The sequence below is a fragment of the Sediminicola arcticus genome, assembly GCF_040566695.1.
Lineage (GTDB): Bacteria > Bacteroidota > Bacteroidia > Flavobacteriales > Flavobacteriaceae > Sediminicola > Sediminicola arcticus.
In genome coordinates this window covers 664,340-677,097 of record NZ_JBEXAE010000001.1, presented here as the reverse complement: position 1 = coordinate 677,097, position 12,758 = coordinate 664,340, and the positions used below count along the sequence as shown (strand labels likewise).

9 protein-coding genes are annotated in these 12,758 nt (G+C 39.1%); 6 read left to right on the top strand and 3 right to left on the bottom strand.

Translation table 11 applies throughout. The features are described from left to right. The first annotated feature begins 244 nt into the window (after positions 1–244). Positions 245–1,294, top strand: coding sequence for a thiamine-phosphate kinase (gene thiL / locus ABXZ36_RS03010; RefSeq protein ID WP_354613985.1), 1,050 nt, complete (start codon positions 245–247; stop codon positions 1,292–1,294). Here thiL and ABXZ36_RS03005 read toward each other — a convergent pair whose 3' ends face one another. Then, positions 1,295–1,549, bottom strand: a complete 255-nt coding sequence (locus ABXZ36_RS03005) for a DUF1660 family phage protein (protein ID WP_354613984.1) — start codon at positions 1,547–1,549, stop codon at positions 1,295–1,297. A 269-nt stretch (positions 1,550–1,818) separates the two neighbouring features. Here ABXZ36_RS03005 and brnQ point away from each other — a divergent pair, with 269 nt between their 5' ends. After that, on the top strand, positions 1,819–3,114 hold the full coding sequence (gene brnQ / locus ABXZ36_RS03000; RefSeq protein WP_354613983.1) for a branched-chain amino acid transport system II carrier protein: 1,296 nt from the start codon (positions 1,819–1,821) through the stop codon (positions 3,112–3,114). Between the two features lie 70 nt (positions 3,115–3,184). Here the strand turns inward: brnQ and ABXZ36_RS02995 are convergent, their stop codons facing one another. Further along, positions 3,185–4,477, bottom strand: coding sequence for an aminopeptidase P family protein (locus tag ABXZ36_RS02995; protein ID WP_354613982.1), 1,293 nt, complete (start codon positions 4,475–4,477; stop codon positions 3,185–3,187). Between the two features lie 279 nt (positions 4,478–4,756). On the opposite strand from ABXZ36_RS02995, the gene ABXZ36_RS02990 reads away from it, so the two are divergent. Further along, positions 4,757–7,615 (top strand): VPS10 domain-containing protein, encoded by a 2,859-nt coding sequence (locus ABXZ36_RS02990; protein WP_354613981.1) that lies wholly within the window; start codon positions 4,757–4,759, stop codon positions 7,613–7,615. Between the two features lie 88 nt (positions 7,616–7,703). Here the strand turns inward: ABXZ36_RS02990 and ABXZ36_RS02985 are convergent, their stop codons facing one another. Continuing rightward, entirely contained in the window at positions 7,704–8,669 is a 966-nt protein-coding gene (locus ABXZ36_RS02985) for a succinylglutamate desuccinylase/aspartoacylase family protein (protein WP_354613980.1), read from the bottom strand. 338 nt (positions 8,670–9,007) lie between these two features. Here ABXZ36_RS02985 and ABXZ36_RS02980 point away from each other — a divergent pair, with 338 nt between their 5' ends. Genes ABXZ36_RS02980 through ABXZ36_RS02970 form a run of 3 tightly spaced genes read left to right on the top strand, consistent with a single transcriptional unit; the run spans position 9,008 to position 12,482 of the window. Continuing rightward, the gene (locus ABXZ36_RS02980) at positions 9,008–9,676 is read left to right on the top strand and encodes a succinate dehydrogenase cytochrome b subunit (protein WP_354613979.1); all 669 of its coding nucleotides are present in this window, start codon (positions 9,008–9,010) and stop codon (positions 9,674–9,676) included. Positions 9,677–9,678: 2 nt separating this feature from the next. After that, on the top strand, positions 9,679–11,682 hold the full coding sequence (locus ABXZ36_RS02975; protein WP_354613978.1) for a fumarate reductase/succinate dehydrogenase flavoprotein subunit: 2,004 nt from the start codon (positions 9,679–9,681) through the stop codon (positions 11,680–11,682). A gap of 53 nt (positions 11,683–11,735) precedes the next feature. After that, positions 11,736–12,482 (top strand): succinate dehydrogenase/fumarate reductase iron-sulfur subunit, encoded by a 747-nt coding sequence (locus tag ABXZ36_RS02970; protein ID WP_354613977.1) that lies wholly within the window; start codon positions 11,736–11,738, stop codon positions 12,480–12,482. Positions 12,483–12,758 lie beyond the last annotated feature (276 nt).

The following is a 12,758-nucleotide window of genomic DNA, read 5'->3' as shown; positions in this document are numbered from 1 at the left end:
TAGTGTATATGTAAGGTTTTGCCATACTTCCTACCATTATTATAACGAATTACTGTATAAACTTTATCTATTTCAATTGGTCGAAGAAAGGCTCCTAAAATTACTAGAATTCGCAAGTAAAACCATTTTCCTTAATCGGTAACTTACAAAATTATCATACCGTTATTCACTTGTTTATGAAAACATTAGTAGTTTATGGATATAAAAGGTTCTTTATCACATTTATCCTACTTATTTTTGCAGCATGCTTGAAAATAAAAACACAGAAAAAACATCGTTGGAGTCTTTGGGAGAATTTGGATTGATAGAACACCTGACCAAAAATTTCACCCTAAAAAACGAATCCTCAATCAAAGGAATTGGCGATGATGCTGCAGTCTTGGATTTTAAAGATAAGAAGGCCATTATTTCAACGGATTTATTAATTGAAGGTGTTCATTTTGACCTCAGCTATATGCCTCTTAAACACTTAGGCTACAAATCCGTGATGGTGAACCTATCCGATATTTATGCCATGAATGCTAAACCTACCCAAATAACTGTTTCCATGGCTGTTTCCAACCGTTTTCCATTAGAGGCTTTGGAAGAGTTTTATAGTGGCGTTGCCCTAGCTGCCGAATTATACAAAGTAGATGTTGTAGGCGGAGATACCACTTCGTCTACCAAGGGTATGTTGGTCAGCATCACCGCCATTGGAGAGGCAATAGAAGAAAATATCACCTACAGAAATGGCGCAAAACCAAACGACCTCTTGGTAGTTTCTGGGGATTTGGGAGCCGCCTATTGTGGGTTACAGGTCTTGGAGCGGGAAAAAGAGGTCTTTAAAGTGAACCCTCATAGCAATCCAGACCTTTCTATGTATACTTATATTGTAGAGCGCCAATTAAAACCAGAGGCTAGAGAGGATATTGTTAAAATATTGGAAACCCTAGGTGTAAAACCCACCTCTATGATCGATATAAGTGACGGACTTTCGTCGGAAATATTGCATTTATGTAAGCAGAGTGGGGTAGGATGTAATTTATACGAGGATAAAATTCCTTTAGATCCTACTGTAATAGCTGCCTGTGAGGAATTTAACATTGACAGCACCATGGTTGCGCTCAGTGGAGGTGAGGACTACGAGCTTTTGTTCACTATAGATCAAAAAGAATTCCTGAAAATAAAAGGCAATCCCAATTTAACTGTCGTGGGGCACATGACAGATCAAAACGAAGGGGCGCATTTAATCTCCAGGAATAATACAAAAATTCCTTTGACCGCTCAGGGCTGGAATTCGTTTTCCAATGACTGATTAGGCTACCTGCTGAGCAGTAGTCCTATGCCTTTTCTGATATAAATGTTCAAGGGTATTGTTGATATCCTGTCGTTCAGGTGTCAACCTAGAAAGATTACCACTAACATCCGTGGTCATTTCATTTTGACAGTGGATACATTTATACTCCTTAATGTGAAAGGTAACTCTTTTTGATACCGCGTAGTGATGTCCAAAAATGCCGCAGCAAAAGGAGTTGAGCTTTGAGCCGTAGTTAGAAAATACTTTTTTCATAATGTAGGTGTTTTAGGTGTGCATTGGATCGGTTTGGGGCCTTAAATGCAAAAATTAGACTAGGTTTCTTCGGGGTAATAGCAACTCATTGAACTGCTTTCATTTAACAACGTCTCTAGTTACGGTTATATTTGATAAAACGGATGTTTTTTTTACTTTTTTCGATGAACGTTCCTTTTTTTCTAAAAAAGCCCAATTTTCATCCGATGAATTACACGTTTTACAGTATTTGAATTTCCACTATCTTTCGGTCGATTTTTATATCAAATATGAATAAGACCAAAGAAACCTTAATCACTGCCTTTGCCCTATTTTCGCTATTTTTTGGAGCAGGAAATTTAATTTTACCATCCTTATTGGGCTTTAAATCCGGCAATCTTTGGTGGTTGGTCACCCTTGGGTTCTGCATCTCCGCAGTCCTTATTCCCATAATGGGCATTATGGCCCACGCCAAACTACAGGGAACCATCTTCGATTTCGGAAAAAAAGTGTCCCCAACATTCAGCTTAGTCTATTCCTTAATTATTTACGCCATCTCCATTAGCTTGCCCTCCCCAAGGACGGCATCCGTTACCCATGAGATTGCTATCCAACCATTCTTTCACACCCCTTACCTACTTACCAGTATTATTTATTTTGGCCTAGTGTTTCTTTTTGTCATGAACCGTTCCAAATTACTGGATATCCTTGGGAAATTGCTTACGCCCGCTATTATCTTAATTCTGCTTTTGATTATAGGGATTACATTATTCTCATATGATTATAATTTTGGAATTTCCCTATTCAAAAGTCCTTTTACCGATGCAATTTTGGAAGGCTACCAGACATTTGATGCCATAGGCGCGGTAGTTGTAGGAGGTGTGATCATTGTTTCCATCAATTTAAAGAGTACTGCTTCCTACGCTGAAAAAAGAAGTCTTATCCGGCGCGCAGGGTGGTTGGGAGGCTTAGCCCTCTTTTTGATCTATGCAGGATTGATTTTTACCGGAACCTTGATGTTCGACAGTTTTGATCCTGAAATCACCCGTGTAGCTTTACTGACCGGTATTAGTATTAAAACCCTCGGCGGTACTGCCAACCTTTTTTTAAGCCTTTTAGTGAGCTTGGCTTGTTTTACTACAGCGGTAGGAATAGTAACAGGTACTGCCGACTTTATAAAATCAAGATTTTCAGAATCACAACTTGCCTATAATATCACTGCAGTCATTGGATGTCTTTTAGGAGTCCTCATGGGGCAATTTGATGTGGCCTATATCATAGCAGTGGCATTGCCCGCCCTCATGTTTATATATCCTATAACTATAGTATTAATCTTATTGAATGTGGTGCCAGAGAAATGGGCCTCGGCCTTTGTTTTTAAAGCAGTGATATTAATGACTACCATTTTTAGTGTTCCCGACTTTATGAACAGCATAAGCCTTGGGACTTATATGGAAAAGATAAACCCCTTTATTCCATTAAGCGATTATAGTCTGGGATGGGTCTTGCCTGCTTTTGTTACTTTTATAATCGTGAATCTTATTAAAAATCAGCCCCCAAAAAACCCTAGGAAAGTGATTTCTTAAATAAGAAATGAGGGACTAAAAAAGCCCCTCATTTTTAACTCAACTTAAAGCTAAACTATATCTGAAAGATTTATTGATTCATTATCGACTCAATCTCTTCAACTTCAATGGGGATATTGGCCATTAAATTAAAAGGCTCCCCTTTTTCTTGGATAACTACATCATCTTCCAAGCGGATTCCAAAACCTTCTTTAGGAATATAAATTCCAGGTTCCACCGTGAAAACCATATTCGCCTTCATTGGAGTTTTTAATAGACCATAATCATGGGTATTCAATCCAATATGATGACTTGTACCATGCATAAAGTATTTCTTATAGGCAGGCCAATCTTTAGTTTCATTTTGCACATCGGCCTTGTCCAACAATCCTAAACCAAGAAGTTCAGAGGTCATCAGGTGTCCTACTTCTTTATGGTATTCTGCCCAAATAGTTCCGGGCACCAACATCTTGGTTGCCTCCTTTTTAACTCGAAGCACCGCTTGGTAAACAGCTTTTTGACGGTCTGTAAATTTTCCGTTAACAGGGATGGTCCTACTAAGATCACTGGAATAATTAGCATATTCTGCAGCAACATCCATTAACAATAAATCGCCATCCTTGCACTGTTGGTTATTGACTACGTAGTGTAGCACATTGGCATTGTTGCCTGAAGCGATGATAGGAGTGTAGGCAAATCCTTTGGATTTATTCCTTAAAAATTCGTGCATCAGCTCTGCCTCTATCTCGTATTCCCAAACTCCTGGTTTTACAAAACCCAACAACCTTCTAAAGCCCTTGTCTGTAATATTACATGCGGTCTGCATGATATCTAATTCCTCAGGCTCTTTAATCCCCCTGATTTCCTGTAGAATCGGATTGCTTTTTGCCCATAGGTGGGCTGGGAAGTTTAGCTTGCATTTTTGAATGAAACGATCTTCACGTGTTTCGGTGACCACGGCTTGACGGTAATGCTCATTAGTATTCAAGTAAATAATTTCGGCCTCTGTCATAAGGTCAAAAAATATCTTATCGAAATCACTCAACCAATAAATAGTTTGTATTCCTGAGACTTCTGTAGCTTTTTCCTTGGTTAGTTTTTCTCCTTCCCAAACAGCAATATGGGCATTGGTCTCGGTCACGAACAAGATTTCCCTATGTTTTGTATCCAACGCATCTGGAAAAAGCAGCAATATGGTTTCTTCCTGATCGGCTCCACTTAGATAAAAAATATCTCTATGTTGTTCAAAGGCCAAGGTACTGTCTGCACCTATGGGGTATACATCATTGGAATTGAAAACCGCAATACTCTTTGGCTTCATTTGAGCCATAAATTTTTTCCGATTTTTAATAAATAATGAATTGGGTATAAGATCGTATTTCATCTGTTTGTCTTGATTACTTCTTTAATTACAAAGGCCCTAAAAGAGCAGGTGCTTTTCACAACTTCTTTTTAAAGTATTTCTACAATATCCTCGATAATCCCAAAAGTAGCGAAATCAATATCCAATCAAAAAAAAGCGGCGTATTATTAAAGTTCTTTAACTTTTGTCTTAATAGACATATAGCTTTTGAACCATCCAGATACCCACCCTACACAAACAGTTTTGACAATGAAACAAATTGCTTAACTTACCCCCTATTCTTTAACTTACTACACTTCAATGAAAAAACTATTCTTATCCGTTATTTTGGTATCCACAGCAATTGGTGCCGCTCAAATGGCTCCAACGCCCAAGACAGAAATTCAAAAAGCCCTCCAACAGAAGGAGTCTAGGGATGATAATTCCTTAGTGAAAAATATTCCTTTTAAAAATATAGGTCCTACCATCATGAGTGGTCGTGTGGTGGATATTGATGTCAATCCTAGCAACCCGACCGAATTTTACGTGGGCTATGCCTCTGGCGGGTTGTGGTATACCAATAACAATGGAACAACATTTACCCCTATCATGGACAATAGTCTCACCCAAAATGTGGGGGATATCGCTGTTGACTGGAAGACGGGAAACATTTGGGTGGGTACTGGAGAAAATAATGCCTCACGTTCTTCCTACGCAGGTATCGGACTCCTAAAATCTGTTGACAAAGGGAAAACGTGGCAACAAATGGGATTAGAGGACTCCCACCATATTGGGAGAATAATCTTAAACCCTGCTAATCCAAACGAGGTAATAGTAGGTGTAACTGGACATTTATACTCACCAAATGATGAGCGCGGTATCTATAAAACCACAGATGGTGGAAAAACTTGGAACAAAACTCTTTTTGTGTCCAAAGATACAGGTATCATAGATGTGGCCATGGCTCCAAATAATTTTAATATCCAATACGCGGCTTCTTGGGAAAAAGATAGAAAGGCATGGGATTTTATTGGTAATGGTAATGGTTCCGGAATATATAAAAGTACGGACGGGGGAACTTCTTGGAACAAGGTTTCCACGCCTCAAAGCGGATTTCCAACCGGCGAAGGCGTTGGTAGGATAGGTTTAGCTGTTTTTGATGAAAACACAGTTTATGCCGTGCACGATAGTCAATTTAGGCGTGAAAAAATGAATGAGTCCGAAAAGAAGTCAGAAGGTCTGATCAAAGAGGATTTTAAAACTATGAGCAGCGAAGCTTTCCTTAAATTAGAAGACAAAAAATTGAATGAATTTTTAAAAACAAATGGATTTCAAGAAAAATACAGGGCCAATAATGTAAAACAATTGGTGGAAAGTGGCACTGTAAAACCTATTGATATCGCCAACTACTTAGAGGATGCTAATTCTATAATGTTTGACACTCCCGTAGTAGGCGCGGAAGTTTATAGAAGTGATGATGGTGGAAAAACGTGGAAGAAGAGGAATGAAGAATATATTAACGATCTGTTTTATAGCTATGGCTATTATTTTGCACAGGTTGCAGTTGACCCCAATAATAAGGATAAGATTTATTTGGCTGGTGTGCCCATCATAAAATCTGATGATGGCGGAAAAACGTATACTTCCATAAATGGGGACAACGTTCACTCTGACCACCATTCCATTTGGATAAATCCAAAGATGTCAGGGCATATTGTGAACGGGAATGATGGGGGAGTTAATATCTCTTACGATGATGGCGCCAATTGGATTAAGAACAACTCCCCATCTGTTGGGCAGTTCTACTATATTAATGTGGACAATGAAGAACCTTATAATGTTTACGGCGGACTCCAAGATAACGGCGTTTGGGTAGGTGCTCACAATGCCGAAGAGAACACAGAGTGGCACCAAGACGGACAATACCCTTGGAAATCTATCATGGGCGGAGATGGAATGCAGGTGCAAATAGACTCCAGAAACCATCATATAGTCTATACTGGATCTCAATTTGGCAACTATTACAGATTGGATTTGGAAAACAAAAAACGCACGTATATTCAACCAAAACATGAATTAGGGGAAACCCCATATCGCTTTAACTGGCAGACCCCAATTTTACTTTCTCCCCACAATCAAGATATCCTTTATATGGGTAGTAATAAACTCCACCGATCCATGAACCAAGGTACTGATTGGGAAACCATATCAGGAGACCTTACGAATGGAGGCAAAAAAGGAAATGTTGCCTACGGTACCATAGCTACCATTTCAGAATCTCCCTTTAAATTTGGACTCATCTATACGGGTAGTGATGACGGCATTATTCAAGTAACCCAGAATGGGGGTAATAGCTGGGAAAGCCTAAACCCTATGGGTACAGACAAACCTGCTGAACTTTGGGTAAGCCGTATTGTAGCTTCTCAACATAAAAAAGAAAGGGTTTTTGCCACCTTAAACGGATACAGATGGGACAACTTTACGCCCTACATGTATATGAGTAATGACTATGGAAAAACTTGGAAGAACATTGCCGGTAATATTCCAGCCTCACCGGTCAACGCAATCATAGAAGACCCAGAAAATGAAAATTTATTATTTGTTGCTACCGATAATGGGGTTTATGTTTCTTTTGACCAAGGAACTTCATGGGAGGCATTTTCTGAGGGACTTCCAAAAGTGGCAGTACACGACCTTAGGATACAAGCAAAAGCAAAACACTTATTAGTAGGTACTCATGGGCGTAGTATTTACAAGACTCATATTGGCCATTTGCAACAAATGAAGGCAGGGGATCTAAATAAAAGCCTGGTCGTGTTCAAGGTAGAAGATATCAAACATTCCGAAAGATGGGGCAATTCGTGGAGCTCTTGGTCCAAACCAAGTACCCCTGGTATAGACCTTACTTTTTACACTGCTAAACCTGGAAGCTTAACGGCCAAAGTTTTGAACGATGGCGGTATAGAAGTAAGTCAGGCACAAATTGATGCCGAAAAAGGTTTTAATGTGCTTTCGTACGACGTAGCCTTTTCCAAAGCTGGTAAATCGGCATTTTTAAAGAAACACAAAATGGAACTGAAAGAAGCTGGAGATGGTAAAACTTATTTGCCGAAAGGAAAATACACCCTCGAAGTTTCTGGAAATGGCAGCATAGAAAAAGTAAGTTTCGAATTAAAATAGCTCTTGTAGAATACTTTTTAAATTAGACAAGCCCCGAACCTGATAAATCGGGGCTTTTTAATTCTATACAAGACTCTTAAAAACTTCCTTATTTTCCAACATGAAAAAGGGCATCCCCCTGATTCACCACTGCCTGATTATTAATACAAAATACATACCCATCATAGGGAGCCTTTATTTCCTTGTTATAGGTAGCAAAAGTATCCGCAACAATTCCAAGTACCTGTCCTTTATTGATCTCAGAGCCATTGGTAATCTTTGGGATGAACATCCCTGCCGTTGGGGCACGCAGCCATTTTTTGGATAAGAGATGTTTGCTTCGCTCTTGTTTCTTTAATAATGGATTGATTCTGTCTATCATTTCAAAATTAATAAGCACATTCAGAATGCCTTGAATTCCCCTTTTAATGGCAAAATCATCAAAACGCATGCTTTCCCCTGCTTCATATACTATAGTTGGGATCCCCTTCCTAAAAGAGGCTTTCCGAAAGGATTTACTAATTAGGTCTGAAGAAAAAGTCAGTGGGGCATTAAAAATATCTGCTATTTGTTTACTGGCCTCGTCCCCTTCGGTATATCGTACCTGAGGAAAGTTATTATGGCGGGCACCTCCAGTGTGAAGATCTATTCCATAATCTATTTGGGGAAATATTTCCGAAGTATAATGATGGGCTATTCTACTTGCCAAAGAACCAGTTTTACTTCCAGGGAAACTTCTGTTCACATCCTTACCATCTGGGACATCACGGGAAAAATGTATAAACCCAAAAACATTTAATAAGGGCACCACCAAAACAGCGCCTTTCTTCACCTTGAAATATTTTTTGTGCAACATACGTCTTACAATTTCTATACCATTGATCTCATCCCCATGAAGCCCTGCCTGAATAAGAACAGTAGGCCCAGGTTCTTTTCCATTGAATACGTAAATAGGGATGTCTATTAATGTTCCCGTAGGAAGTCGGTCTATATTTATATGTAACAATTTCTGTTGACCAGGAGCCACACGTTCTCCCCTAATTACGATATCCTTATTTTCTTTTACTAGGTCCATTTTCTTAATCGCTTACACTACTGGCTAGGTATTTTTCCTAGCATTATAAATTTGACCTCAAAAATAAGCCTTCCAAAGGTTTAGTTCAAAAGTTCTCAGAAAATATCTTCTAAAAAGGGAACCAATCTGTTCCTTAAACTATTAACAAGCTCACAAAAAAGATGAAGATTGTAATCTACTTTTGTTGAACATTTTCCAAAAAACTAAATCGTTTTCGCCTTAAAACTTAAACTTGCTGAAAAATTCTTTAAACTGGTTCTAAATAATAGCAGTAATACGGTCTAAAGTTTGTTAATAACTCCGTTCTGCTGTAAATTTGTCTTTAAAACTAATAACTAATGAGTGGTTTGACAAAATCATCTATCGCCAGAAAAGTAATAATGGCTTTATCTGGCCTTTTTTTGGTCTTATTTCTTGGGCAACATTTTACTATTAATATTACTTCGGTAATAGCGCCCGACACCTTTAACTCGTGGTCGCACTTTATGGGCTACAATCCATTGGTGCAATACCTACTTCAGCCAATTTTGATAGCAGGGGTAATCGTTCATTTTGTAATGGGATTTGTTTTGGAAATCCAGAACAATAAAGCAAGAGGGATTAAGTATGTAAAGTACAACGGAGGTTCTAACGCCCCATGGATATCTAGAAATATGATTATTTCAGGTGCCGTGATCTTGGCTTTCTTAGCATTACACTTTTATGACTTCTGGGTACATGAAATGACCTATAAATACATAGAAAGCAATCCTCAAGATCCAACGAGGTACTACGCGGAAACAGTAGAGAAATTTGAGCCTATTTGGCGTACGGTTTTATATGTTATTTCCTTCGGACTGTTGGCATTACATTTATTGCACGGCTTCGCTTCTTCCTTTCAAACTATGGGGTTAAACAACAAATATTCTCCAGCCATTAAAAAATTCACAAAGATATATGCGATCGGCATCCCATTAGGATTTGCTTTTATCGCTTTATACCATCACTTTAACCCAATTATACATTAATTATGGGAATATTGGATTCAAAAGCTCCATCCGGTCCTTTGGCCGACAAATGGACAAATCATAAAAACAAAATTGACCTTGTCAACCCAGCCAACAAACGAAATATAGACGTTATCGTTGTTGGTACTGGACTTGCTGGAGGCTCTGCTGCTGCAACCCTGGCCGAACTTGGTTATAATGTAAAGACTTTCTGTTATCAGGATTCTCCAAGAAGGGCACACTCCATTGCTGCCCAAGGAGGTATTAATGCATCAAAAAATTATCAGGGAGATGGTGATAGTAACTACCGTTTATTTTACGATACTGTAAAAGGAGGGGATTACCGTTCCCGTGAAGCTAACGTTTATCGATTAGCTGAAGTTTCTGGAAATATTATAGACCAATGTGTAGCACAAGGTGTTCCTTTTGCACGCGAATATGGTGGGTTGTTAGACAACCGTTCTTTTGGAGGGGTACTTGTTTCACGTACTTTCTACGCTAAAGGGCAAACAGGACAGCAATTATTGCTTGGTGCCTATTCTGCCATGAACAGACAAATACACAGGGGTAAGATTGAATCATTCAACCGTCATGAGATGATGGATTTGGTAAAGATTGATGGGAAAGCCCGTGGAATTATTGCCCGCAACCTGGTTACAGGTGAAATAGAGCGTCATTCTGCACATGCCGTGGTATTAGCCTCTGGAGGATACGGAAACGTATTTTTCCTTTCTACCAATGCTATGGGAAGTAATGTAATGGCCGCTTGGAGAGCACACAGAAGAGGAGCTTACTTTGCAAATCCGTGTTTCACCCAAATTCACCCTACATGTATTCCTGTCTCTGGTGATCATCAATCAAAACTAACATTAATGTCAGAATCGTTGAGAAACGATGGACGTATCTGGGTACCTAAGCATAAAAAAGATGCAGAAGCCATAAGAAATGGTCAATTGAAACCAACACAACTTAAAGAGGAAGATAGGGATTACTACTTGGAAAGAAGATATCCAGCATTTGGTAACCTAGTGCCACGAGACGTCGCTTCGAGAGCATCGAAAGAACGTTGTGATGCCGGTTTTGGTGTAAACAAAACAGGAGAAGCCGTGTATTTGGATTTTGCAACTGCTATCATAAGATACGGTACTGAAAAGGCATTGACCTCCGGATTAAAAGATGCGGATGACGATACCATTCGTCAATTAGGTGAAGAGGTAGTAGAAGCCAAATACGGTAACCTTTTCCAGATGTATGAAAAAATTGTAGATGAAAATCCATACAAAACTCCTATGAAGATATACCCAGCCGTGCATTACACGATGGGTGGACTTTGGGTTGATTATAACCTACAAACCACCATTGAAGGCTGCTATGCTGCTGGGGAGGCCAACTTTAGTGATCACGGAGCAAATAGATTGGGTGCTTCAGCTTTAATGCAAGGATTAGCAGATGGATACTTCGTATTGCCATACACCATTGGTGATTACCTGTCCAAAGACATTAGGACTGGTAAAATTCCTACCGACACTGCTGAATTCGATGCAGCAGAAAAAGAAGTACGTGACAGGATTGAAAAATTAAAAGCTGGGAAGGGAACACATTCTGTAGATTATTACCACAAGAAATTAGGTAAAATCATGTGGAACAAGTGTGGAATGTCCCGTAATGCAATAGAACTTCAAGAAGCCATCGATGAGATTTCTGCCCTAAGAGCAGATTTCTGGGAAAATGTACGTGTACCTGGAAGCCCTGAAACAAAAAACCAAGAATTGGAAAAAGCTGGTAGAGTAGCAGATTTCTTGGAATTGGGGGAATTGTTCGCAAAAGATGCCCTAGCAAGAAATGAATCTTGTGGTGGTCACTTTCGTGAGGAATACCAAACTCCTGAAGGAGAAGCCTTAAGAGACGATGAAAACTTTAAGTTTGTTTCTGCCTGGGAATACAAAGGCGAACCAAAAGATGCCGTTCTTCACAAGGAAGACTTGGTATACGAAAATATAGAATTGAAGACAAGAAGTTATAAATAGGTTACCGCTATTGATGGTGCTTACCGCCAACTACTAACAACAAAGCAAAAGCTATGAAGCTGAATTTAAAAATATGGCGTCAGAAAGATGCCCGCACAAAAGGTCAAATTAAGAATTATCCTATTGATGGTATTGATGGGGATATGTCTTTTTTAGAAATGATGGACATCCTTAATGAAGACCTCATTACTAAAGGTGAAGAACCTGTAGAATTTGACCATGATTGTAGGGAAGGTATTTGTGGGTCTTGTTCCATGCAGATTAATGGGGAACCCCATGGTCCAGATCGTTTGGTGACCACCTGCCAATTGCATATGCGTAAATTTAATGATGGAGATACCATTGTTATAGAGCCATTCAGAGCTAAAGCTTTTCCTGTTATCAAAGATTTAATAGTGGATCGTAGCGCTTTTGATAGGATTCAACAAGCTGGTGGTTACATATCTGTAAACACCTCTGGAAACACTGTTGATGCCAATGCCATCCCGATTAACAAAGAAAATGCAGACGACTCTTTTTATTCTGCGGCTTGTATTGGATGTGGAGCCTGTGTGGCAGCTTGTAAAAATGCAAGTGCAATGTTGTTTACCTCGGCTAAAGTATCCCAATTTGCACTATTGCCACAAGGACAAGTAGAGGCAACTGAGAGGGTTCAGAACATGGTTCGTCAGATGGATCTTGAAGGATTTGGTAATTGCACCAATACTGGTGCCTGTGAAGTAGAATGTCCAAAAGGAATCTCTTTGGAGAACATCGCTAGGATGAACAGAGAATATCTAAGTGCTAATTTAAAAGGATAATCCTTTACGTTATATTTTTCTGAACTATCAGAAAAAACCCCATCCCTATTTGGAATGGGGTTTTTGTTTACATGTATTTTTAAAAATCAATGATCCTTGATATGTATTAGGCATATCATAAAGAACGCATCAAACTGCTTTGTTTCATTGAGGAATGACTCTTTTATACCACATTGGAAATTTTAGGATAAACGATATTCTATTTAGAGAACAGAAAATTAAAAAGAGTTGCTTAGAGGCTTGAAACAGGTTATCTGGCATTTAAGTCAAGTAAAG